This window comes from Bacillus sp. AFS017336, assembly GCF_002555445.1.
Taxonomy (GTDB): Bacteria; Bacillota; Bacilli; order Bacillales; family Bacillaceae_G; genus Gottfriedia.
Window position 1 is genome coordinate 130,599 of the sequence record NZ_NUCO01000011.1, and the last position, 24,899, is coordinate 155,497.

Annotated in this window: 18 protein-coding genes; 15 read left to right on the forward strand and 3 right to left on the reverse strand. The window is 32.1% G+C overall.

Annotated features, from left to right (window positions below):
• The first annotated feature begins 65 nt into the window (after positions 1-65).
• The 8 genes from CN601_RS05575 (at position 66) to CN601_RS05610 (ending at position 9,361) form a co-directional block, all read left to right on the forward strand.
• Entirely contained in the window at positions 66-887 is an 822-nt protein-coding gene (locus CN601_RS05575; protein ID WP_098170392.1) for an MBL fold metallo-hydrolase, read from the forward strand.
• 1,181 nt (positions 888-2,068) lie between these two features.
• Entirely contained in the window at positions 2,069-3,289 is a 1,221-nt protein-coding gene (locus CN601_RS05580) for a phospholipase D-like domain-containing protein (RefSeq protein ID WP_098170393.1), read from the forward strand.
• Positions 3,290-3,468: 179 nt separating this feature from the next.
• Positions 3,469-4,500 (forward strand): N-acetyl-gamma-glutamyl-phosphate reductase, encoded by a 1,032-nt coding sequence (gene argC / locus CN601_RS05585; RefSeq protein ID WP_098170394.1) that lies wholly within the window; start codon positions 3,469-3,471, stop codon positions 4,498-4,500.
• A 13-nt stretch (positions 4,501-4,513) separates the two neighbouring features.
• Entirely contained in the window at positions 4,514-5,737 is a 1,224-nt protein-coding gene (gene argJ / locus CN601_RS05590; RefSeq protein WP_098170395.1) for a bifunctional ornithine acetyltransferase/N-acetylglutamate synthase, read from the forward strand.
• A 15-nt stretch (positions 5,738-5,752) separates the two neighbouring features.
• A complete protein-coding gene (gene argB / locus CN601_RS05595) occupies positions 5,753-6,523 on the forward strand; it encodes an acetylglutamate kinase (RefSeq protein WP_098170396.1) in 771 nt (256 codons plus the stop codon).
• The gene (locus CN601_RS05600) at positions 6,516-7,679 is read left to right on the forward strand and encodes an acetylornithine transaminase (RefSeq protein WP_098170397.1); all 1,164 of its coding nucleotides are present in this window, start codon (positions 6,516-6,518) and stop codon (positions 7,677-7,679) included. The genes argB and CN601_RS05600 overlap by 8 nt, the downstream gene beginning before the upstream one ends.
• A 152-nt stretch (positions 7,680-7,831) precedes the next feature.
• Positions 7,832-8,299 carry an NUDIX domain-containing protein gene (locus tag CN601_RS05605; protein WP_098170398.1) on the forward strand — a complete coding sequence of 156 codons (468 nt, stop codon included), beginning with the start codon at positions 7,832-7,834 and terminating at the stop codon, positions 8,297-8,299.
• A 153-nt stretch (positions 8,300-8,452) separates the two neighbouring features.
• Positions 8,453-9,361: an aminoglycoside phosphotransferase family protein gene (locus CN601_RS05610; protein ID WP_098170399.1), complete on the forward strand. Its 909-nt coding sequence runs from the start codon at positions 8,453-8,455 to the stop codon at positions 9,359-9,361.
• A 143-nt stretch (positions 9,362-9,504) separates the two neighbouring features.
• Here the strand turns inward: CN601_RS05610 and CN601_RS05615 are convergent, their stop codons facing one another.
• Positions 9,505-10,584 (reverse strand): site-2 protease family protein, encoded by a 1,080-nt coding sequence (locus tag CN601_RS05615; protein WP_098170400.1) that lies wholly within the window; start codon positions 10,582-10,584, stop codon positions 9,505-9,507.
• A gap of 218 nt (positions 10,585-10,802) precedes the next feature.
• On the opposite strand from CN601_RS05615, the gene CN601_RS05620 reads away from it, so the two are divergent.
• From CN601_RS05620 to CN601_RS05640, 4 genes are all read left to right on the forward strand, one after another.
• Positions 10,803-12,272, forward strand: a complete 1,470-nt coding sequence (locus CN601_RS05620; RefSeq protein ID WP_098170401.1) for a long-chain-fatty-acid--CoA ligase — start codon at positions 10,803-10,805, stop codon at positions 12,270-12,272.
• A gap of 343 nt (positions 12,273-12,615) precedes the next feature.
• Entirely contained in the window at positions 12,616-13,023 is a 408-nt protein-coding gene (locus CN601_RS05630) for a hypothetical protein (RefSeq protein ID WP_098170403.1), read from the forward strand.
• A gap of 30 nt (positions 13,024-13,053) precedes the next feature.
• Positions 13,054-13,398, forward strand: a complete 345-nt coding sequence (locus tag CN601_RS05635) for a hypothetical protein (protein ID WP_098170404.1) — start codon at positions 13,054-13,056, stop codon at positions 13,396-13,398.
• 751 nt (positions 13,399-14,149) lie between these two features.
• The gene (locus CN601_RS05640) at positions 14,150-18,310 is read left to right on the forward strand and encodes a S8 family serine peptidase (RefSeq protein WP_098170405.1); all 4,161 of its coding nucleotides are present in this window, start codon (positions 14,150-14,152) and stop codon (positions 18,308-18,310) included.
• 706 nt (positions 18,311-19,016) lie between these two features.
• Here the strand turns inward: CN601_RS05640 and CN601_RS05645 are convergent.
• Entirely contained in the window at positions 19,017-19,925 is a 909-nt protein-coding gene (locus CN601_RS05645; RefSeq protein WP_098170406.1) for a nuclease-related domain-containing protein, read from the reverse strand.
• Between the two features lie 325 nt (positions 19,926-20,250).
• Between CN601_RS05645 and CN601_RS05650 the strand changes: the two genes are divergently transcribed.
• Positions 20,251-21,699: a sensor histidine kinase gene (locus CN601_RS05650; RefSeq protein ID WP_098170407.1), complete on the forward strand. Its 1,449-nt coding sequence runs from the start codon at positions 20,251-20,253 to the stop codon at positions 21,697-21,699.
• A complete protein-coding gene (locus CN601_RS05655; RefSeq protein ID WP_098170408.1) occupies positions 21,696-22,382 on the forward strand; it encodes a response regulator transcription factor in 687 nt (228 codons plus the stop codon). The genes CN601_RS05650 and CN601_RS05655 overlap by 4 nt, the downstream gene beginning before the upstream one ends.
• 151 nt (positions 22,383-22,533) lie before the next feature.
• Here the strand turns inward: CN601_RS05655 and CN601_RS05660 are convergent, their stop codons facing one another.
• Complete coding sequence (locus tag CN601_RS05660; protein WP_098170409.1) at positions 22,534-23,454, reverse strand: S66 peptidase family protein; 921 nt, start codon at positions 23,452-23,454, stop codon at positions 22,534-22,536.
• 185 nt (positions 23,455-23,639) lie between these two features.
• Between CN601_RS05660 and CN601_RS05665 the strand changes: the two genes are divergently transcribed.
• Complete coding sequence (locus CN601_RS05665) at positions 23,640-24,803, forward strand: amidohydrolase (RefSeq protein WP_373604957.1); 1,164 nt, start codon at positions 23,640-23,642, stop codon at positions 24,801-24,803.
• Positions 24,804-24,899: the final 96 nt, after the last annotated feature.

Genomic DNA, 24,899 nt, shown 5'->3' on the forward strand with positions numbered 1-24,899 from the left:
AATTCGTTACTATAGATAACTAGTTGAAAATGATTTTTGATTTAATAGTTAGGAGATGAAAGCTGATGTATTTAAAGAAAAAATCATACTTAGGAGAGAAAAATGGCGTCTCATACTTGAATGGAGAAGTTAAATTTCTAAGTATTTCATTAAATGTTTACAGTTATTTAGTGGATGGGGTATTAATTGATACGGGATCGCAGTCCTTACATAGATATTTCGAATCTTTTATTGATGAAGCAGATTTTGATCAAGTAATGATAACTCATTCTCATGAAGATCATTCAGGTTGTGCAGCTTATATTGAAAAAACAAAGAAACTGCCAATTTATTTAAATGAAAAAACAATTGATTATTGCTCACGACGGGCAGATTATCCTTTATATAGACAACTCTTTTGGGGGAGAAGAAAGCCGTTTCGTGCTAAGGCTATGCCTGAAACGTTTACATCCAGAAATGCAACATGGAAAGTAATTGATACACCTGGTCATGCTTTAGATCATAAAGCTTTATTAAATCAGGAAACAGGTCAATTATTTACAGGAGATTTATTTGTAAGTGACAGGACAAAAGTCGTATTAGCAGAAGAAAGTATTCCTACAATTATTCACTCATTAGAGAGAGTATTATCGTATGATTTTCAAGTTGTATTTTGTAATCATGCAGGGTTTGTAGAAGATGGTCGCGTAGCGCTTGAACGAAAACTAGACTATTTATTATCTATTAAACACAAAGTATTAACTTTACAAAAAGAAGGGAATTCAGCTGAAGTTATCCGAAATAAACTATTTCCAAAAAAATACCCAATTATAAAATTTTCAAGCGGAGAATGGGATTCACTTCATATTATCACATCGATCATAAATGAAAATAAACTCGATTTATAAGTCGGTTTGATTTATGATGATTTTCTTTAACAACTAACGATTGCCAAAAGTGAAACACGTTAATTCTTTGAAAATTTTAAATTACAGTTACACCACACTTAATATTTAATTCAATAAATGATTTCATATATTCTTAATCGGTAATAGGACTGAAATAGCAATTCTTTTTCCATGTTTATTTAGGAAAAACGACTCAGTATTCAGAGTTTTGAAATATAAAATAGTCAATAATTAAAATGTTATTAGACGAACTATTTGAGGTAGATTTGTAATTTTTTGATGATATTATTTATTTGTTTTAATAGATAATTTGTATGTGCAATACCAATAAACTTAGTCATGAATCTTTTTCAGAATAAAAAATATTGAAATGTTAATTGTTTGAAGAAGAAATTCAATTACTAGTTTATAAGTAGACGATTTACCGATATTAGCAGTATAATCGAGAATTTAATTTCTATTTTTCTCTAAGTAAAGATAATCAATAAGATTTTTGCTTTTTTATTTTGAAGAAGTTGATTGGAACGGAGGGGTTCTCGACTCCTATGGGAGATGCGGGAAGGCTGAGACCCCGCAGGCAAGCCAAGCCGAGGAGGCTCAGGTCTCGCCCCATGGAAAGCGAGAATCCTGTAGTGGAAATCAACATCATTCAGCTTTCTTTACATTGATACAAATTACTCCTTGATTGACAAACTCATTTTTCAACAACATGAAAACGACTCATAAGAGTCGTTTTAAATTATTTTTTATTATAAAAAAGGTCTGGTTTTCCACAATTTGGGCACTCATACTCATAATGATCTTGAATTACCTTGCTAGTATTTGAATATTCGCCATCATTCATTGAATTACAGTTTGGACAATTACTGCTCGTTTTTTGGGAATTGTCTTTTGAATTTTCCATCCTATCCGTCCTTTCTTATCATTTTTCTAACAATCCTTTATATTTTACCCATTAAAATTATTTATCTTATTAAAATTAAAACTCTGTCTGTTAGTTGTCACATTTTGTAGCAATAAGTGCAGAATTGGTTACATTCAATTAACTAATTAAAAATACCCTGATTGAACTTATGAAGTGTATGAGTTTAATAAAAGTTTATCCACAATAAAAATAAATATGGATATTTAAGGCATTTTTTTCAAAAAATACTCTTATGCCAAATTCGTAAGAGGAAACTATGAAAAAAATAATAAAATTCATATTTAAAGCTTTAGTACTGATCTTTTCATTATTGGTTATATTATTTGCTTTAAATGAGATTGAAATGGAACATGCTCAAAAAAGAAATATTTTTGCTTATAAACCGATTACGTATCCAATCGGGAAAAGTGATTTATCGATTTATACGAATGGGAAAAAGCTTGACGAACAGTTATTTAAAGATATAAGTAATGCCAAAAAAGAAGTACATATCTACTTTTTTTCAGTTTCTAATGACCAAATATCTCATGAATTTTTAGATGTTTTAAAAAAGAAAAGTGATGAAGGAATACCAGTTTATTATGCAGTAGATCGACTTGGTGGAATATTATTAGAACGAAAAGAACGAAAATCTTTAATTGATCATGGAGTACATTTTACGTATTTTAATAAACCTCAATTATCTTACTTTTTTGCTTCAATAAATCATAGAAATCATCGACGAATGACGATTATTGATGGTGAAATTGGCTATATTGGTGGATTCAATATTGGAAAAAAATATATTGATGAAAAAAAAGAATTAAAGCCGTGGAAAGATGTTCAACTTAGATTAGAAGGAAGCGGTGTGGAAGGATTAGAAAAACAATTTGTACATGATTGGAGAAAAAATTCCGATCAAAAAATTACTCCGATGGTAATTAGTAAAAAAATTGGGAAAAGCCAACATCAATTTGTTTCTTATACTAAAATAGGAATCGAACAAGAGTATAGCAAATTATTTAAACAAGCAAAGCATTCCATTACAATCTACTCTCCATACTTTATCCCGAATAATAAAGTAATATGGAATACTTTAATAGATGCTGCTAACAGTGGCATTGATGTGAAAATATTATATTCACATAAGTCTGATGCGCTATTAGTAGAACAAGCAGCCATACCATATATAAAACAGGCTTGGAAAAACAATATTAAAGTATATGGATTTAAAAAAGGTATTTTTCATGGGAAAGTACTGAAAATAGATGATCGGGTACTAATGATTGGGACAACGAATTTTGACTCACGCTCATTTCATTTAACAGATGAATTGAATTGTTATATATATGATCAAAAATTTATAAAACAAGTTGAGCCAGAATTAGCTGATGTATTTAACGAGGCATTTGAAATTACGCCTAGTTATATAAAGAAATTACCTTTTAAAGATCGAGTAAAAGAAAAAATAGCAAAAGTATTTGAGTTTTATTTATAAACAAAGTATCTAGTTGTACTGTTTTTATATCGGAAGAATACAATAACAAAATAATCAAAGATTAATCATGGAAAATGGTTAATCTTTTTTTATTTTCAAATATTTATAAAAATACAATTGATTTTATAATTATTCATATTTATAATGAGTAATATAATTTTGTTAAAGGGGATATTAAAATGAAAGTCGGTATTATGGGAGCAACCGGTTATGGTGGTCTTGAACTAATTAGGCTGCTATCAATGCATCCGGAAATTAGTGGTATGAATTTTTATTCAACATCAGATTATACTGATGATTTGTCTGCGTATTATCCACATTTGGCTACGAATACTAGTGGGCCAATAAAAAAGTGGGATAAAAATAGATCTGTTTCAGAAAATGATATTTTATTTTTTGCAACACCCCATGGAGTAAGTAGTGAATTAATAGGAGATCTCGATTATTCGAAAACGAAATTAATTGACCTTTCAGGGGATTTTCGATTAAAGAAAGAAGAACAATACAAAAAATGGTATAAACATACACATCCTTGTTTTCCAAAAACAAATGAATTTACATACGGTCTATCTGAACTAAATCGAGAAGCAATAAAAAAATCAACGAACATAGCAAACCCTGGATGTTATCCAACGGCAACACTTTTAGGAGTTGCACCATTATTAAAAGCTGGAATTGTAAAAAAAAATACAATCATAGTAGATGCTAAATCGGGTATTTCTGGAGCTGGTAAAAATGCTAATCAAATTACTCAATTTATGAATCGAAACGAGAATTTAACTGCTTATAAAATAACTGAGCATCAACATATACCTGAAATCGAACAATTTATTGGAACGCTCGATTCAACACAAAATTTTATTTCGTTTACACCACACCTTGTTCCAATGACAAGAGGCATATTGTCTACAATTTATGTTGAATCAACTCGTGAAATTAGTAACGAAGAATTAAAAGATTTATATAACCAAAACTATGAAGATTCCTATTTTGTAAGAGTAAGAGACGGGATACCTTGTACAAAAGATGTTTATGGTTCAAATTTTTGCGATATTTATGCGACTTATGATGAGCGTACAAATCGAATTACAACCGTTTCAGTCATTGATAACTTAGTAAAAGGTGCGGCAGGTCAAGCGATTCAAAATATGAATATTATGCTAGATTTGCCAGATGAAACCGGCTTACAATTTACACCACTATTTCCTTGAGGAGAGATAAAAATTGATTACTAAAGAAAAAAATATAAAAAAAATTAATGGAACAATTACTTCACCAAACGGTTTTTATGCGAGCGGAGTTCACGCAGGCTTACGTTATAAACGTAAAGATTTAGGTTTAATTTATTCAGAGAAACCAGCATCAGTTGCTGCAGTATATACATTGAATTTATTTCCAGCTGCACCAATAAGTGTTACGAAAAAAAGCATTACAAATAGTAATAAGCTTCAAGCTGTTTTAGTAAATAGTGGTTGTGCAAATGCGTGTACAGGTAAAAAAGGAGAGGACGATGCCTATTTAATGAGAGCTTGGTGTGCAGAGCATCTTAATTTACCAGAGCACTTAGTCGCAATCGCATCGACTGGAGTAATTGGTGAATATTTAAAAATGGATCGATTAAAAAGTGGCATTGATCAATTAACGCTTGGTAGCACGTTAGGAGATGGTGAAGATTTCGGTCATGCCATTTTAACAACAGATACGGTCATTAAAACTACTTGTTATGAAGTTATGATTGACGGAAAGGTTGTTACGATTGCGGGAGCTGCTAAGGGCTCTGGTATGATTCACCCGAATATGGCAACAATGCTTGGTTTTGTAACAACTGACGCTACGATTAATTCAGTGCAATTACAGGATTTACTAAAAGAAGTGACCGATAAAACATTTAATCAAATTACAGTTGATGGGGATACTTCAACAAATGATATGGTTTTAGTAATGGCAAATGGGGCAGTGGAGCATGAAGAATTAACTAAAAGTCATCCAGATTGGGCAAATTTTGCAATAGCATTTCAACTAGTTTGTGAGGATTTAGCTAAAAAGATTGCAAGAGATGGTGAAGGGGCAACTAAGCTAATCGAAGTAAATGTAAACGGAGCAACAAATAAAAAAGACGCTAATAAAATCGCTAAAACGATTGTCGGATCAAATTTAGTGAAAACTGCGGTTTATGGCGAAGATGCTAACTGGGGAAGAATAATCGGTGCTATTGGATATAGTGGGATTGAAGGAGAATTTAATCAAATTGACATTTCGATTAATGGTGTAACTGTATTATTTGGTAGCAAACCAGTTGAATTTGATGAAGAAGAAGCAAAAGCAGCTTTAAAAAATGAAATTGTATATATTGATGTTCATTTACACAGTGGAGATGCGGTTGGTACAGCATGGGGATGCGACTTAACTTATGATTATGTGAAAATTAACGCAAGCTATCGCTCATAAAGGGGAGGATGATCAATGGAAACTGTAGTCATAAAACTTGGTGGTAGTTTAATCCATAACTTATCGAATACATTCTTTGAAAATATAAATCAATTAAAAATGAGTGGAAAAAAGGTTATTTTAGTTCACGGTGGTGGACCACTCATCAATAATTTATTATTAAAGTTTTCAATCCCAGTTGAAATGGTAAACGGGATTCGCAAGACTTCAACAGAAGTTTTAGAAATCGTAGAGTATGTTCTGAATGGCAAAATAAATAAGGATTTAACAATTATTTGCAATCAATTTAATCTTAAATCAATTGGTCTCTCCGGATGTGACAATCTATTATTAGAAGCCTCATTATTTAAGAAAGGAAAACTAGGTTGGGTTGGAGAAATCGAAAGTGTTAATACGAATCTGCTAGATTTATTACTTACTAATGATTATATACCAGTTATTTCACCTGTTGGCGTCGATAAAATTGGTCAAAAATACAATATTAATGCAGACGAAGCAGCAAAAAGCATCGCTAAAGCAATGAATGCGGAAGTACTTTGTTTTATCACAAATACAAAAGGAGTATTAGATCAAGAAAATAAATTGATTGAGCAAATTACGGCAAGTGAAGTTGAAAAGTTAATTGAGGATAAAACAATTTATGGGGGTATGATTCCGAAAGTTACGAGTGCTATAAATGCATTAAATGATGTAAATTCAGTTGCTATTGTTGGTGAAAATTTCTTAAATGAATATGGAATGATTAACGGTACAGTTTTTACAAAAGGAGTTGTGTTAAGTGAGTAAATTATTTCCTACTTATAATAAAAAACCAATAAATTTTCTTAATGGAAAAGGTACTTATCTGTTTGATGACGAAAATAACAAGTACTTAGATTTTTTAAGTGGAATTGCTGTTTGTAATTTAGGTCACTGTCATTCGAAAGTGTCAAATGCATTAAAAGAACAAGTTGATTCGATTTGGCATATTTCGAACTTATTCACAATAAAAAAACAAGAGGAACTTGCAGAACTTTTAGTAAAAAGCTTCAAAGACGGATTAGCTTTCTTTTGTAATAGCGGGACAGAAGCAAACGAAGCAGCAATAAAATTAGCAAAAAAACATACTAGTAAATCTCATATCATTAGTTTTAAACAAAGCTTTCATGGTCGTACATTTGGATCAATGGCTGCAACAGGTCAGCCAAAAATTCATGAAGGATACGGTGAAATGTTAAATGGTTTTACATATGTACCATACAATGATTTAAATGCTTTACAAAATGAAATTAATGAAAATACTGGAGCAATCATTTTGGAGGTAATTCAAGGCGAAGGTGGTGTAATCGTTGGTAATAATGATTTTTTTGAAGGGGTTCAAGCTCTTTGTAAAAAACATGAATTATTACTCATTGTTGATGAAGTACAAACCGGAGTGGGCCGAACAGGAACAATGTTTGCCTATGAACAAACTCCATTAAATCCAGATATTATTACGCTAGCAAAAGGGTTAGGGAATGGTTTTCCTGTAGGGGCAATGCTTGGTAAAAATAAATTAGCGAGTACATTCTCAGCAGGTGCTCATGGTTCCACATTTGGCGGAAATTATTTAGCAATGGCGGCAGCTTTTGAAACAATCAACATTATAAACGATGGTGTGTTTTTAAATGAAGTAAAAGAAAAAGGAAGCTATTTATTTGATAAATTAACCGACATAAAAAAGGAGTTTCCACAAATTTTAGAAATACGCGGTAAAGGCCTAATGGTCGGTATTGAGTTAACTGGGCCAGTTGATCAACTTGTGGAACAATTTTTAAAGAATGGTTTAATCGTGGGTACAGCGGGAGCTAATGTTTTAAGGTTATTACCACCAATTAATTTATCTTACGAAGAAATAGATGAAGCAATTCAAATTATGAAGCAAGTACTTTCTTCCTATTTTCTAAATAGCCATGTTAAATAATAAGAAGTAAGTAATAACTAGGAGGCATCAATGGACTTATTCCATGATGCCTCTTTATCGCGTAGGTCTATTTAAGTGATTCGCAAAAATAGATTGAAAGTTTAATTAAATTTCAACATAATGGAATAATCACTATGATTGGAGGAAGGCTTATGTACCATATTCGAGTAAGAGCTTGTGCATTAATCGTTGAAAATGATTCAGTTTTATTAATTCAATTTACGGATGAGGACGGGATTCATTACAATTTACCTGCCGGTGGTACTGAACCTGGTGAGACAATTATAGAAGCAGTAAAAAGAGAGGCTTTTGAAGAAGCAGGCGTAGAAGTAGAAGTTGGAGATTTAGTATTTGTATCTGAAAATGCTCCGCATATGACTGGGCATAGAGTTCACGGATTAAGTTTAATGTTCCGCTGTCATATTAAAGAAGGTTCAGTTCCAACTTTACCAATTAACCCAGATCCAAATCAAACAGATGTATTGTGGATTCCAATTAATGAATTAGAAAATATTGTTTTATTTCCAAATATTAAAGAAGAAATTATTCAATATGTTAAAGGTGAGTATCAAAATAATCGTTTAATTGAAGAGCACAAACTAAAAGAACAACTTATTTAATGTTATTTTTTATATAATAAAAGTTGAGGTCCCTCAAGTAAAACTAGAAAAGAGAAGAGGACTCAACTTTTTTTGCTTTTCTAGATCCAAATTGTACTCTGTTCACACAACTATAATTATTAAAAACTATAATTTTTAGAAAAGAGTGATTAGTTGATAACGTTACCAGAGCAGTTTATCAAAACGATTAAAGATATTCATAAGGAAAAAGGGGAAATATGGTTAGAGAATTTCGAAGACTTATGTCATAAATGTGAAAATCGATGGAATATGAAAATTTTATCTCCCTTTGCATTATCTTATAATTTTGTCGCTCCTATTATCATCGAAGGGAATAAAAATGCAGTAATCAAGTTAGCGGTCCCAAATGAAGAATTTAACGATGAAATCGAAGCGTTATATGAATTAAAAGACGCTGATTTTGTAAAAGTCATTGATTACGATCTTAAAGAAGGAATCTTAATTTTAGAAAGACTACTGCCTGGCAATACACTTGCTTCGATCGAAAATGAAGAATTAGAAATGCAAATAGCAGTTAAGGTTATGAAAAATCTTTGGAAAAAACCATCTACATCTAGTAAACTACCTACGATCTTCAACAGAGAAAAAAGCTTTAGCCGAATTGTTGAGAAATTCCCTAATGGCTTAGGTCCTATTTCAAAAGAATTACTATTAGACGCATTTTCGACTTTTAAAGAAATGAATAGTTCTCAATCAACGCAATACTTACTTCACGGAGACTTACACCACTACAATCTATTAAATGCTGGAGAAGATTCATGGAAAGTAATCGACCCAAAAGGTTTAATTGGTGAAAGAGAATATGACCTCATCCAGTTTTTATTGAACAACTTAGAAGGGAAAGGTATTTCAACAACTCTAGAAAAACGTATTGATCTACTTGTAAACGAATTGAATCTAAATAAAGAAAGATTGCTACTTTGGGGCTATTCACATGCGGTATTATCAACATGCTGGAGTTTAGAAGATGAGGGAACTTATAATGAAAACTTTTTTAATGCTATAAATATTTTTAAGCAATTACATAGGGAATTTTTTTAACATAAACGTAACTAAATTAAACACTTCCTCTGGAACTCTGGTATTTTCTTCAAAGTTATGTCACAAAAAGTTTATAAGAAAGAAAACATTTTCCTATAGAAAAAGAAGAACCTATCTTGAAAAATTCAAAATAGGTTCTTCTTCTATTTTCCTAAAACATGCTCAATTAGTCCGAAACTCCAAAATCCAAGTAAAGCTAAACTGCCTGCTAAAACGATATAAGCAATGAAAATTTGCCATTTTTTACGATTGCTAGAAACATAGTAAGTTTCTAATGTTTCTTGTTGCTTCAATAAAGGCGCAATTTTTCTTTGTCTAATTTCTTGTATTTTTTCTTCGATATAGCTTCGAACGTCTAAGTCTTGTTCAAATAAACGTGCTCGAACTGTACGAACGATGTAATTAATTTCCAAACGTTCTTTATGAATTTCTAACTCTAGTTTCTTTTGATCCTCAAAAAATGGGATAAAGAATCGTTTTGTATATGTACGATCAGTGTAATCATTTAAAATGCGAAATTGAAACTGTTTAATCGTATGTTCATATAATTTTATTTTTTCTTTTATGACCTTTAACTGATAAGCTTCTCTAATTCTTTTGATAAAGGTACTAATACCTAAAATGATAATGTAAAAAGCGATAAAATTAGGCTGATAAAATATATACACTAACATCATCATAATACCGATAAACCAAAAGATTGGAGGTAATACGCTTAATATTCTGCCACCATCTAAAGGAGAAATCGGAATTAAGTTAAATAAATTTAATAGACAGCCTAAGGCAATGACTAAACCAAAAAACTCATTATGTGTGTAATGATATAGTGGAATTGCTGGAAGTACTGAAATTAACCCTAAAAACGGCCCACCGAATGCTACGTAAGATTCTGTAACAGCATCTTTTGGCATCTCTTTTAGTGAGATGACAGCTCCAACAAATGGAATAAAAAATGCTGGTGAAGTTGGAAGCCCCTTTTGTTTTGCAGCAATTAAATGCCCACCCTCGTGACAAATTAATAAATAAAGAAGGGCGAATGCAAAATACCATCCAAATGTAAATCCATAAACAAATAGATACAAAATCATGCTTAAAAATGATAAAAATTTTGCAGCTTTTAATAGTGGTAAAATTAGCTTTAATTTAGTTCCAATTAATGCGATTACAACTCCAACTCTTGTTAACGACTTTTTCGTTTTACTATTGATAATAGGTTGTGCCATTCATTATCACCTTCTCGCAAATTATGATATTATGATGTAGTATTAAAATTATATCATTAAGATTAATTTGTTTGATAGACTAATAGTGAAATCGGGACTAAAGTCGGTACTTTCATTTCAATTAAATGAAAAAATTTACGAAAGGTTAGAAAGTTTTCTTTCTACCTTTTGTATTTTATAAGAATAATTACACCAAATTAACTGAGGATTGATAAAGAATGAATATATATGGGCTAATTAAAGAAGTAGCGAACAATAAAAGCAAAAACTCAGCTTATAGCTACAATGGAAATAAAACGAATTACGAAGATCTCATTTCAACTTGTGAAAATCTAGCTCAAATTTTAATTGAGAATAAGATTGAAAAGGGAGATAAAATTGCAATATTACTAGGAAATTCTCCTGAGTTTATTCAAACGTATTTAGCGATATTAAAGCTAGGTGCGATTGTTATTCCATTAAATCCAGCCTTTACGGAAAGTGAAATTAAATATATATTAAACGATTCTTCGACTAAACTAGTGATCGCTACTAGCGAACAGAAAGAAAAACTAAAAAATCTTATAATTGATTGTACTTCATTATTAAATATTTTATTAATAGATGAAATACAACCCCTTCAGAAAATAAGAAATAACATTGAAGAAATTGAAATTCAACAAGACGATACGGCTGTTATTTTATATACGTCAGGAACAACCGGAAATCCAAAAGGCGCAATGTTGTCACACGTTAACTTAATTGAAAATGCTAATGATTTTTCTAAGTTAATTGAATTAAGAGAAAATGATCAAATGGTTGCCGTCCTTCCTATGTTTCATTCATTTTGCTTAACTTTGTGTGTCAATATGATTTTATTAAATGGCGCATCAACAATCATTATTCCAAAATTTAATCCAACTGAATTAGTTGAAGTAATAAAAAAAGAAAAAGCTACCTTAATTGCTGCAGTACCAACGATTTATAATTATTTACATCAATTAAAAACGGCTACTTCAAATGACTTTAATAGTTTGAGAGCTTGTATATCTGGTGGGGCATCGATACCAATCGAGTTATTACAATCTATTCAAGAAAAATACAATCTATTAATAGTAGAAGGCTATGGGCTTTCTGAAACTGCACCAGTACTAACATTCAATCCGTATCGTGGAATTTGTAAACCTGGTTCCGTAGGACTTGATTTACCAAGTGTTCAGACAAAAATATTTAATGAAAATGGTGAAGAAGTTCCAACCGGTGAAGTTGGAGAAGTTGTTGCCACCGGTCCAAATGTAATGAGCGGTTATTTAAATAATATAGAAGCAACTGAAAAAGCATTTATTAACGGATGGTTTAAAACAGGTGATCTTGGTAAAAAAGATGAGGACGGCTATCTATTCTTATTGGACCGAAAAAAAGATGTCATTATTACGAATGGATATAATGTTTACCCTAGAGAAATCGAAGAACGTCTATATGAACATCCTTGTATCATCGAAGCAGCGGTAGTCGGAAAACCTGATCAGCTAATTGGTGAAAGTGTATGCGCTTATTTAGTCGTGTCAAATGATTCGGTATCAGAAGCTGAGATAATTGATTTTTGTAGAAAATCATTAGTATATTACAAAGTACCTAAGCAGATTTGTTTTATAAAAGAACTGCCTAAAAATAGTACTGGGAAAATTTTAAAAAGATTACTTAAGTAATTTTGGAGACCAATTTGTTTGGTCTCTTTTTTTGTCGATTTTACAAAAAAACTATTAAATAAGCCAACCGACTTAAACCCAACTTTCTTCATTCTTCCAGATCGTTTAGGAATTTTTGATATCCCAGTAAGAATCCAGATGCATTTTTCTCTTAATATGTTTCGTATATCAAAAGTAAACAAGATTAAAATATGCAAATAGTTCTATAAATCAATGAAGGAGATGTAGACTAAATTTCGTATTTTTGACACATTACTTCAATCCAAAAAATAATAATTTTTAGTAATATTTAGTAGAATTCATTTTCATTCTAACAATTATCTTTAAAAAAAGGAGAAAAATAATGTTTAACAAAATAAAATCATTGTTAGTAATTTTGATACCGTTTTACTTTTTAACAGCAGGTAATATTAAGGTTGATCAAAGTCAAAGTAAGGATAATGAACCTCTTACTGCAGCAGCAAAGGACATTAAGGCGGATACTTCCACTGAGAATGATCATAATTTTACGGACAATGTAAAAATTGTAAATTCTGACCTAACTTTTGCTGTAACGTACAATGATGTTAACCAGCTAATGAAAGATTCGGAATTGGCTGTTGAAGGAGTTGTTTTGTCAACTGAGAATTATGTATACATGGATAAAGATTCTGGTATTGGTAATCCATTAACAAAATTATCGTTAAAAATTAATAATGTATTAAAAGGAGATTCTTCATTAGTAGGAAAAAAAATAACCATATTAGAGTAAGGTGGCTATATTTCTGAGAAACAAAGCGGAATGGAAAATAAATTTCCAAATTTAACAAAAGAGGATTTAGATGAAATCTTTTTCATCATTCCAGACGGACATAGACCATCAGTAAAAGGTGATGAGTTTGTTGCATTTTTAACAAGCGAGACTTATTTTAATACAGGCTTTGATTTTTACGAATTTATTGCAGTTTATCAATCAAAATTTGAATATGATAAAAACAGTGAATCATATATAAGACCATCTGATAATTTTGAAGAAATGTTAGAGGAAGCAGATACAATTGAAGAAGAAAAAGCAATTAAGGAAGAGATAAAAATTGAAAAAGCAATTAATAATGATGTAACTGAATTAGTGGAAGAAACGAACTAATTAGATTCAGTTAAAGACCTCAAGTAAAATTATTGATCATTACTGTTGATATTAATTATGATGGTAAAGTTGATTCAAATGATATTTGAGTATGTAAAGGATAACTATTTATTACTAAACACAGACATTACGATTCAAAAAAACAGTAACAAAATATAAAGGACTAAAATTGGACGATATTTTAAAAGTGTTGGACCTTAACTAATGTTTGAAATTTTTTACCACCAGATTTATTTCTGGTGGCTTTTTTATTTTTATTAAATCTTGTTGTCTATTAATTTAAATACTCTGACGACTTCGGAGATAAATGATTGGCAGAATCCAACGAAATTCTAAAAATAGTAAATTAATTTTTATCAAAAATCTTAAATTTTGAATTGAATCTCTAAAATCAGACATTTTTTAACTAGAAAAAAACTTGCAAAAACCAACAAAAATCATCTTTTTTTGATATTATTTAAGCTTTTTGTTTTCATAAAAATGTCAAATTGAAAATGATTAAAACTTAGTTGAAAACTTAAACTAGTTGCTAAATAGATTAGTATAAAAGGTTAATTTTCGACTTTTGAAATATGTTTAATTTGGGAGATTTACTTTTAGTTATAACAAAAACAGTTGGTAACAATTGTAATTTTTGTTGAAAAATGAAGATTATTTTTTCCTGAAATTCCCCCAATACACTTAAGGAATTTGTCAGATTATAATAATAATTGTAAGATTTTTCAGAATTATAAGAAAAAGGGGAAAGCTGATGAAGAAGAGTAGTAATATAAAAATTGTCAAAGTAATGACTGCTGGGGTAATTACCTCAAGTTTATTTTCCGCTAGTATTCCTGGACACAAAATATTCGCTGTGTCAAACGGAACAAGTTCAAACACTAGCATAAAAGATATTGATAGTTACATTAAGAATATTTCAAACTCTGATCGGGAAATGATTCACAGCATGCAAGAGAATAATAATTCAGAAGGTCTAAAAATCTCACCTGATGTAGATTTAAATGCGGATACTCCTTTAAAAGTAATTGTTCAGTTTAAACAAGCTCCATCGGAAATTGATTTTAAAATCAATCAAAATAGCGGACTTAAAGCTTCTATTAATGAATCAAGGGATAAAGTAGAGGAATCACATTTAAAATTCAAACAACAGTTAAAAGATAATAAAAAATTAAAAAATATTGGTGTTAATAGAGAATACAAAAATATTTTTAATGGTGTTGCAATGACGTTACCAGCTAATGAAGTAAAAGAGCTATTAACATTAGATACGGTAAATGCAGTTTATGAAGATAAGAATGTTACAGTTGAACCATTTGTAGAACAAAATGGTGAACCAACTAATAATTCATCGATAAAATTAAATAATATCGAACAAATTGGTGCGGAGAAGCTTCACAAAGAAGGAATTACTGGAAAAGGTATTAAAATAGGGGTCATTGATACAGGTATCGATTATACTCACCCTGACCTAAAAGATGTTTATAAGGGTGGTTATGATTTTGTAAACAACGATTCAGACCCGATGGAATCTACATATGATGACTGGAAAAAATCAGGCCAACCTGAATTAAATCCAACTTCAGGTGAACCTTGGTATACAGCCCATGGTACTCACGTATCTGGAATTATCGCTGGAACGGGTAAAAATAAATCAGATTACGCTATTACTGGTGTAGCTCCAGAAGTTGAACTTTATGGTTATAAAGTTCTTGGACCATATGGTAGTGGATCAACAGATACAATTCTGGCCGGAATCGAAAAAGCTGTAGAAGATAAGATGGATGTCATTAATCTTTCATTAGGTGCCCCTGTTGCCAACCCGCTGGATCCTTTAGCCGTTGCAATCAATAATGCAACTTTAGCTGGAACAGTTTGTGTACTTGCTGCAGGAAATGCTGGACCTAATCAATATACGATTGGTAGCCCTGCTTCATCAGCACTTGGTATTACAGTTGGCGCAAACAGTTCTCCAATAACAGTCCAAACTAGTAATGCAGTCGCAACTTCAACAACTGAAACAACTAAATTAGATAATATGAGATTGATGGGTACAGATTATTCTAATTTAAATACTTTGAAAGGGACTAGCCTTCCTGTTGTTTTTGTTGGTAAGGGTCAAGTTGCAGATTATACTGGTAAAAATGTGAAGGACAAGATTGTTTTAATGGAGCGTGGCGATTTAACGTTAAATGTAAAAATTCAAAATGCAAAAGCAAAAGGTGCAAAGGCTGTGATCATGTTCAATAATATTAATGGTGAAACTTATATTCCTTATTACTTCGGAAATAATTTTGACTTTATCCCAACTTTTAGTATTCCAAATGATCAAGGTACAAAACTTGTTAGTATGTTATCAAAAGGTGAAGTAAATCTAACAATGAATGATTTTGGATCTTATGATACTGAAGGGGATAAATTGGCTGACTTTAGTTCAAGAGGACCAGCGAGAAGATACTATGATATAAAACCTGAAGTGACCGCACCGGGTGTGGCAGTATTTTCTTCAATCCCTGCTTATTATAATGGAGTAGCACATAAAGATGACTATGAACATGCATATGCACGTTTTGATGGAACCTCAATGGCTGCACCACATGTTACAGGATCTGCTGCTTTAATATTACAAGCACATCCTGACTATACTCCTGAACAAGTTAAGCTTGCTTTAATGAATACGGCAGATCCTTTAAATGGATCATATAGTGTATTTGAAGAAGGATCAGGAAGAATTGATGCAGATGAGGCAGTACATTCCTCAATTCAAATTGATGTGAAAGATAAGGCTCCAACGCTTGATGAAAATGGTAAAAAAATGATGATCCAAGAAAACGCTGGTGATTTAAGCTATGGAGCGATTATTTCAACGGACGAAGATTATACAGATAAAAAGACGATTGAAATTACAAATCATTCAAACAAAGATAAAGTATTTGATGTAAACGTTCAATTTAATAATATTGATAGTTATGATAAGGATGCAACAAAGAACGGAATCTCACTAGATTTGCCAACCAAAGTAAAAGCAAAAGCGAATGATATTTCAAAAATTAAACCTATTCTTACTGTTCCACAAACAGCTGAATTAGGAATTTATGAAGGGTATATTACTTTTACAAATAAAGAAGATAGCAGTGAAGTATACCAAATTCCTTTTGGATTAAATAAAATGAAGCAAGGAATTAATGAAGTTTTACTTACAACAAAAGCCTTTAATACAAGAAGAGATTTACCATTTCCAATCTCTGGCTCTACTGGAATTGCATTTAATTTAAACAGTCGTATGGAAACAGTAGACGTAGTATTAAAGAATGCAGATACTGGTGAAGAATTAGGACTGATCGATGCATTTGATGGTGGATTTAATGAAGGTATGACATATGGTTTAGATGGCGGATTTAATGGACTTTACTTCCCGTTTACAGGAAATGCAAAGCAACCTGTTCATATTACGAGAGCACTTGCATCACCAGGAAGATATGAAATAGAAATTGTAGGAATCAACGAAAAAGGAATCGTATTCAAAAAGTCGGAGCAAATTATTATTGATAATACACTACCAACAATGAAAATGAATATACCTGGTGGAGTTTACGAAGTTGATGATAGTGGTCTAAAAATTAGTGGAAATATTTCAGATGCAAGCATTGATCAAGTTAACAAAAACGGTGGTAACATTGACCAATCACAAAATACAGTAAAAGTAACTGGTGCTCAAAATCCTATTGGTAATGTACCATTAGTTGTTGATAGTAAAGGGAACTTTCAATACACAAGAACAATTCAAGCAGAGAAAAATTTCTCAACTATGACTCTACTTGGACAAGATATAGCTACAAACGGTATACAAAATCATCCAAACCAAACATACACATTGGTTAAAAAAGGACAACCTTACATTAAGTTAGTAACTGACAAGTTTGACGCAAAATACGGTGATACTGTAAAGGTAACATTAAGTGAACATAACATTAAAAACTTAATGGGTGGAGAATTTACACTTACTTATCCTAAAGATGTATTTGAATACCAAGGAACTGAATTAAGTAGCGATTACGTAAATGCTGCAAAGTCTATGGGGCTAACTGCTAATCTAACAGCTCAAGATCAAAAAACTGATACGTCAAACAATTGGCTTAAATTAACTACAACCTTAGATGGATCTACACCTGCAGCTGGAATCAACTCGAATATGCCAGTAGTTACCATTACGTTAAAAGTAAAAGATAAACCAAGCGTATACACAAAATGGGTTCAACAATTAGGCTTCCAAACGGCAAAAGCTAATATATTAGGTCAACCACAAATGACAATTAACAATAAATTTGGACAAGGCGTTAACATTATTCCATCATATTCAATTCTTGAAGGCGGCTTCCTACCAGACGGTTTTGTTCCTAGCAATTCAATTTGGTTAGATACAAATAAAGATTATTCAAAAGTCGGTGCAGAAGTGTATCTCATCGGAGGCAAAGACGGAAAACGTTATGATGCAACCATCAACAGCGCGGCTAGATTCTCAGTACCAAATCTTCCATTAATTGATCAATCATATGAAATCTATATCAAAATACCTGGACATTTCGTAAGACATATAAAAGTTGACGAATTAGTAGATTCATATGATTTAATGGATGCCGGAAAATTAAAATATTTCTACTATGCTACAATGAGAGCTGGAGATGTAAATCAAGATAATGTAATTGACCTGATGGATGTGATTTATATTGAAACATACTTAGGAACAAACAAACGAAGTGCAGACATCAATTTCGATGGCATTGTAGACTACAAAGATCTTGATTATGTAAAAAGAAACTATCTAATTGTAAACCCTGATTCAACAGAAATTATCAAACCCGTTACAAAATACAAAGGGAAAACGATTGACGATTATATTAAACCATTAGGGTGAATTTTGTTTAGATGATTTGAATTGGCCGTCGGCTTTATGCTGGTGGTTTTTTTGTGTTGTTTTAGGGGGGGAGTGGATTTTGAGGGTGAGTGGGTGACTTAAGAAAAAGAGTAGAATAAGAGAGTTTTAACTATGGAGGAGTTAAGCAGTAGGGGAAAAACGAGGGTTCTTAACTCATGAGGGGGTTATGAGTTAAAAAAGAAGCTGGAGTAAGAGGATTCTTAATTCATGAGGGGGTTATGAGTTAAAAAAGAAGCTAGAATAAGAGAGTTCTTATCTCATGAAGGGGCAATGAGTTAAAAAAGTGATAAGAAACCGATGATTCTTAACTCATGAAGGGGTCATGGGTTAAAAAAGTGATAAGAATAAGAGAAATTTTAACTCATGAAGGGGTCATGAGTTAAAAAAGATGGAAGAAAAAGAGAATTCTTAACTCATGAAGGGGGTATGAGTTAAAAAAGTGATAAGAAAACGATGATTCTTAACTCATGAAGGGGGTATGAGTTAAAAAAGAGTGCAGAAAAAGAGAATTCTTAACTCATGAAGGGGTCATGAGTTAAAAAGGTGAGAAGAAACCGAGAAATCTTAACTTATAAAGGAGGTATGAGTAAATAAACAAAAAAAACCTACTCATGGTTAGTCCATGAGTAGATACAATAGTGAGAAAATGAAATTCACATATCCATAATGTATTTCATTAAATCATTTAATCAAAATAGCTAAATCTCCCATGACCATTTATTTTTAAATTATCATGAAGGATTTTCCAAATACCTTTTTTTGCTTTGTAAATTTTACACCACTCATAAACCTCATTAGTGGTAATTTTTCGATCAGGAAAGAGCAATTTAAGTTCTTCAACACTTCTTAAAATGCCTAGTTGCAAATCTTCCACATGGCTACAGGTTTGACAAATTAGTTTCCTTTTTTTTATCACCGTGATAAACGTACTACAGTTAGCACAAATAATCCCCTTCACCAGCCGATCATAATAATAATCCGGATAGTGCGTGTACTTCGACTCCGTTTTATGTAGTGATAATAATAATTCGGCCAATCTAAAATGGTTCGCATTTAAGTTGAAATGTTGCATGTTTAATTGGTTTATGAAGCGGTTTAATTGTGATGGGAAAATAATAGGTAGATTCATAGGGGCATGATATAAAAAGAATTCGGGGTTAACAAAAACTAGATATGGTTTAATTTTGAAATGAATCTTGTGGTCAGATAGTAATTTTTGAAACATGGATTCGGTTCTTTTAAGTTGGTCGTAGGGGTTTTTTATTTCGGACTTTGGGTTTGTATACCATCTATCTTCTTCCATAAAATAATCTCCAGTGTAATTCTTTATTTCAAATAAATAGATCGATTCTCCAGTTATTCCAATCGAATCAATTTGGAATTCTGATTTGTTACATTCGAATGATAAATCATTTAAAAAAAGCCAATTATCTGACAATTCCGACGTCCATGCATCAAATTTCTTTTCACCTTCGTACCCTTTTTCTAAAAAGGATAAGTATGTGATATCCTCATCTGATATCCCATTCCTAACATGCAAACTCCTGTAAATCCTCAAATGATTTGATTCAATTCGTTCTTTTAAATTTTTCATATTTCACGTCCTTTCAATCTATTATTACATATTAATAATCCTAATAATTTGAAGGTTTGATGACTTTTTCTGTCCAAGGTTAGAAAAGGGCTATTTTAAATAAGGTAATCTCTTTTCGATTTAACTAAACTTTACTTAAAGGATTTGTTTAGACTTATTTCATAAAAATGTTACACTTTTTTAAGATTTATATGATATAGTTCACTTAATTTCTAAAGAAATTGATCATTTATTCTAAATTGAGGAGTTTACGAAGCTAAATGTTATGCTAAGAATAAACAATGATCGCTATAAAATTTTAATACCAAGTGAGTGAGTGAAAGAAATGTCAATTAAAATGAGGTTTCTGTTGTCATATGTTGGGGTGATCCTTTTTTCGTTCACATTATTATTGGCAGCAGGTTTTTTAATTATTTTTGCGATAACAGGGGATGTAAAGTCAGTAGAAGGACTTTATAAAAAGACTTATGTTCAAAAACCTTTGACTACAGTTGAAGAAAGTGTGTTTCTTGATTTGAAGCTTCTTGCTAAGCATAATCCAAATCAATTATTAAATAAGCAAGAGATTAAGAGGATTGAGCATAAAAATATAGGTATTGTTGTTCGAAAAGGAAAAAATATTGAGTATGCTTCACAATCGCTTGATGAAAAAAGGTTGGTACAAGCTCTGCCTGGGTTTGAGGAGACGAATATTAATACTCGCGATACGATAAAAATAAATGATGTATTTTTTACTTATGTCAAATTTGATTTTTATTTCCCAGATCAAAGTCAAGGGAGCATTTTCGTCTTAAAGAAGGCAAGTTCATATACAGAGGTTATACGAAATTTGTTTCCAATATTAATAGGGTTATTGCTTTTATTATTTATCATCATTATAGGTATGTTAAATTATTTAGTTTCCCGAAGCATCATTAAACCAATCTCTAAACTTAAAAAAGGTGCGGAAAAAATTAAAATTGGTGATTTGAATTTTGAAATTGTTACGAATTCTACTGATGAAATTGGTGAATTAAATAAGGCGTTTGAGGAAATGAGGATAAAATTAAAAGAGTCAATCAATCTCCAAATTCAATATGAGGAAAATCGTAAGGAGCTTTTGTCGAATATTTCACATGATTTAAAAACACCGATAACTTCAATTATTGGATATGTGGAAGGGATTAAGGATGGTGTTGCAAATACACCTGAGAAAATGGATAAGTATTTATCGACTGTCTATTCGAAAGCGAAGGATATGGATTCATTGATTGATGAATTATTCTTATTTTCTAAACTGGATCTAAAAAAAGAACCGTTTCATTTTGAAACTGTCGAGATTAATAAATATGTAGGAAACTACGTAGATGAAATTTATTTGGATTTATTTCATCAAGGTATCAATATAGAATTCATTCTTTTGAATAAATCAATTAATGTGACAGCAGACCGAGAGAAATTAAAAAGAGTATTGTCAAACTTAATCAGTAATTGTGTGAAATATATGAACAAAGAAGAAAAGAAAATTTCAATTTTACTTGAGGAAGAATTGAATGAAGTGATTGTAAAAGTTACAGATAATGGCCAAGGAATCGATTCGGATGCATTACCATTTATTTTTGAACGTTTTTACCGTGCAGAACAATCAAGAAATTCTCAAACTGGCGGTAGCGGTTTAGGACTTGCAATCGCAAAACAGATTATTGAAGAGCATGGAGGGAAAATCTGGGCTTCAAGTGAGTTTGGTAAAGGGACAAGTATATTCTTCTCCTTAAAGAAAGGTGAGAAAAAGTGAAAGACATATTACTAATTGAAGATGATGTAAGTATTGCAGAATTGCAAAGAGATTATTTAGAAATAAATGATTTTCGTGTAGATATTCAGCATAATGGAGATGAAGGTCTCCAGCATGCTCTAAACGGAAATTATGATTTAATCATCTTGGATATTATGCTTCCAGGAAAAAATGGTTTTGAAATTTGCAAAGAACTACGTGCAGTAAAAAATATTCCTATACTATTTGTCTCTGCTAAGAAAGAGGATATTGATAAAATTAGAGGGCTTGGTTTAGGAGCGGACGATTATATATCAAAGCCGTTTAGTCCAAGTGAATTAGTTGCAAGAGTAAAAGCGCATTTATCACGATATGATCGACTTGCAGGAAATAATAATGTTTCAAAAATAATTTTTGTTCATGGTATATCAATTGACCGCTCAGCTCGTAAAATTTTTATTAACGAAAAAGAAGTACCATTTACGACAAAGGAATTTGATTTGATGGTGTTTTTTGTGATGAACCCTAATCAAGTATTAAGTAAAGAACAGCTTTATGAAAAGGTTTGGGGACTCGAGTCAGCAGCAGACGTTTCAACTGTGACGGTTCATATTAGTAGATTACGTGAAAAAATAGAAAGAGACCCTGCAAACCCAAAATTCTTAGAGACAGTTTGGGGAGCGGGATATCGATTTAATGTATAACGAACAGTTTAAAACCGCCACTAAGTGACGGTTTTTTATTTAGAAGATTATTGATTTTGAAAATTTCTTTCTATCAGCAGCTCTTGATCTAGAAATCAGTTCTATAAGAATAGGACAATAATTGATTAGTAAATATTGTTACATACCATCTCTATTTGTGTATTCCAGGATCAAATGATAAAGTTTGGTCTGCTCCGTTCATTGTAACAGGGACTCCAAATGGTACTCCATAATTTGGAGAACAGTGACCAATCGGGAATCCGCTAAGAATTGGCAATCCAAACGGGACAATATGATCATACACTATTTCCGGTATTGTCAGGGATGCTTGGCGTTTTTGCGGTCCACAATCATTAAAGTCTCCAAAGATAACTCCAACACAATCATCAAACTTCTTTGCCAAACGCAATTGATTAATCATGCGATCAATTCGGTAAGGTTCTTCTTGTATGTCTTCAATAAATAAAATCTTTCCTTGTGTGTCCACCTCATACGGTGTACCGATCGTGCTTGTTAATACCGTTAGATTGCCTCCAGTCATCGGGGCAGTGACAGAATGTGAAAAAGCAGGGTATGTATTTTTTTCAGAAGCTGTGAAGTTGAAACAAAGAGGTTCTAATAATTGCTTGAAAGAAGCGATTGTCTCTGGTGGAACTTGATCTGCGCCGCATTCTTGTATCATAGGTCCGTGGAAAGTCACTAAATTAGCTTTTTGTTGAAAAGCAATATGAAGGGCTGTAATGTCACTGTATCCCCAAAAGATTTTAGGGTTGTTTTTAATGAGTTCAAAATCTATGTCTTGTAGCAATCTGCCGCTTCCATATCCTCCGGTTGCGCAAAGTACTGCTTTTACTTCAGGGTTAGAAAAGGCAACATGTAAGTCCGATACTTTGTTTTCATCACTTCCTGCTAGATAGCCACGCTTTTCTGTCACTCCTTTACCAATCAAAACATGCAGGCCTGCTTTTTCTATTTTTGACTTCATCTTCATCACATTGTCAATATTCGGCGGGCTTGATGGAGCAATAATCATCACTGTATCACCTAAATTCAATCCATTCGGTTTTCGCATTTTTTTCCCTCCAATTTGAATGCCACCTTATATATATTCTATCTTTAGTAGCAATTTCCTCATCTAAGTTAGTTTTTATTAAGAAATATAATATATATATTAGGAGGGGATTATCTGTACGAAAGAGAATTTAACAATTGAAAATAAGCAAGGGAGATGTTGAAGTGAAATCCTTAGAAAATGTAATATTTAAAACTGAGATTTCAAAAGATAAGCTAGTGCAATGGAGAAGACACCTGCATAAATATCCAGAGCTTTCGTTTCAAGAAGAAAAAACCTCACAATTTGTATTTGATATGTTGAGTTCATTCGGAAATTTAGAGATCTCGCGTCCGACCGAATTTAGCGTGTTGGCTAGACTAGTCGGTGGAAAGCCTGGAAAAACACTGGCAATCCGTGCCGATATGGATGCTCTTCCGATTGTTGAAGAAAACAGCTTTGATTTTGCTTCTACTGTACCTGGCGTAATGCACGCCTGTGGTCATGATGGTCACACGGCGATTTTACTTGGAGCGGCTGAAATTTTAGCAAAACATAAAAATGAAATTAATGGAGAAATTCGTTTCCTGTTCCAACATGCTGAAGAACAATTTCCAGGTGGAGGCGAGGAAATGGTGCAAGCTGGAGTAATGAATGGTGTTGATTTCGTAATTGGCTTGCATCTCATGTCTGGCTTGGAAGTCGGGAAAATCGGGATCGTATACGGTCCGATGATGGCAGCCCCTGATGCGTTTCATATCATAATCAAAGGCAAAGGTGGACATGCCGCGCATCCTGAAGATACTGTGGACAGCATCGCAATTGGTGCGCAAATTATAACAAATTTGCAGCATATTGTTTCGCGGACAACAGATGCATTTTCACAAAGGGTCCTGTCTGTTACTCAATTTCATGCAGGAACAGCTGATAATATCATACCTGATACTGCTGAAATTGTTGGTACAGTGCGTTGCTTTGACGAAAAATTGCGACACGATGCCAAAGAACGAATTGAGCAAATTGTAAAAGGGATTTGCGAAGCCCATGGAGCAAATTATTCCTGTCATTACCGATATGGGTACAGACCGGTTATCAATCACGATGCAGTCACAAAAGTACTGGAACAAACAGCAATTGAGGTATACGGAAGTGAGTCTGTTGAATATATCAAACCATCTATGGGTGGAGAAGACTTTTCTGCATTTTTACAAAAAGCAGATGGGTGTTTCTTTAAAATTGGTTCAGGAGCAGAGGAAAGTGAAAGTACGTATCCACATCATCATCCAAGATTTACTATTGATGAAGAATCTCTTGTTATTGGCGTTAACATGTTCCTGCAAGCAGCTTGTAATCTTTTGAGTAATAACTAGTTGCAGAATCTTGAGTAGGCACTTCGTTCGATTTGTTCGATAAATTGAATATTTAAAGAGGTAATACGTTCAATATACAGAATATTATAATAATTA

What these genes read in the sequence shown, in the direction of transcription:
- CN601_RS05575 (WP_098170392.1), top strand. Translation starts at nt 66, where the DNA reads ATGTATTTAAAGAAAAAATCATACTTAGGAGAGAAAAATGGCGTCTCA.
- CN601_RS05580 (WP_098170393.1), top strand. Translation starts at nt 2,069, where the DNA reads ATGAAAAAAATAATAAAATTCATATTTAAAGCTTTAGTACTGATCTTT.
- argC (WP_098170394.1), top strand. Translation starts at nt 3,469, where the DNA reads ATGAAAGTCGGTATTATGGGAGCAACCGGTTATGGTGGTCTTGAACTA.
- argB (WP_098170396.1), top strand. Translation starts at nt 5,753, where the DNA reads ATGGAAACTGTAGTCATAAAACTTGGTGGTAGTTTAATCCATAACTTA.
- CN601_RS05605 (WP_098170398.1), top strand. Translation starts at nt 7,832, where the DNA reads ATGTACCATATTCGAGTAAGAGCTTGTGCATTAATCGTTGAAAATGAT.
- CN601_RS05615 (WP_098170400.1), bottom strand. Translation starts at nt 10,584, where the DNA reads ATGGCACAACCTATTATCAATAGTAAAACGAAAAAGTCGTTAACAAGA.
- CN601_RS05620 (WP_098170401.1), top strand. Translation starts at nt 10,803, where the DNA reads ATGAATATATATGGGCTAATTAAAGAAGTAGCGAACAATAAAAGCAAA.
- CN601_RS05630 (WP_098170403.1), top strand. Translation starts at nt 12,616, where the DNA reads ATGTTTAACAAAATAAAATCATTGTTAGTAATTTTGATACCGTTTTAC.
- CN601_RS05635 (WP_098170404.1), top strand. Translation starts at nt 13,054, where the DNA reads ATGGAAAATAAATTTCCAAATTTAACAAAAGAGGATTTAGATGAAATC.
- CN601_RS05640 (WP_098170405.1), top strand. Translation starts at nt 14,150, where the DNA reads ATGAAGAAGAGTAGTAATATAAAAATTGTCAAAGTAATGACTGCTGGG.
- CN601_RS05645 (WP_098170406.1), bottom strand. Translation starts at nt 19,925, where the DNA reads ATGAAAAATTTAAAAGAACGAATTGAATCAAATCATTTGAGGATTTAC.
- CN601_RS05650 (WP_098170407.1), top strand. Translation starts at nt 20,251, where the DNA reads ATGTCAATTAAAATGAGGTTTCTGTTGTCATATGTTGGGGTGATCCTT.
- CN601_RS05660 (WP_098170409.1), bottom strand. Translation starts at nt 23,454, where the DNA reads ATGCGAAAACCGAATGGATTGAATTTAGGTGATACAGTGATGATTATT.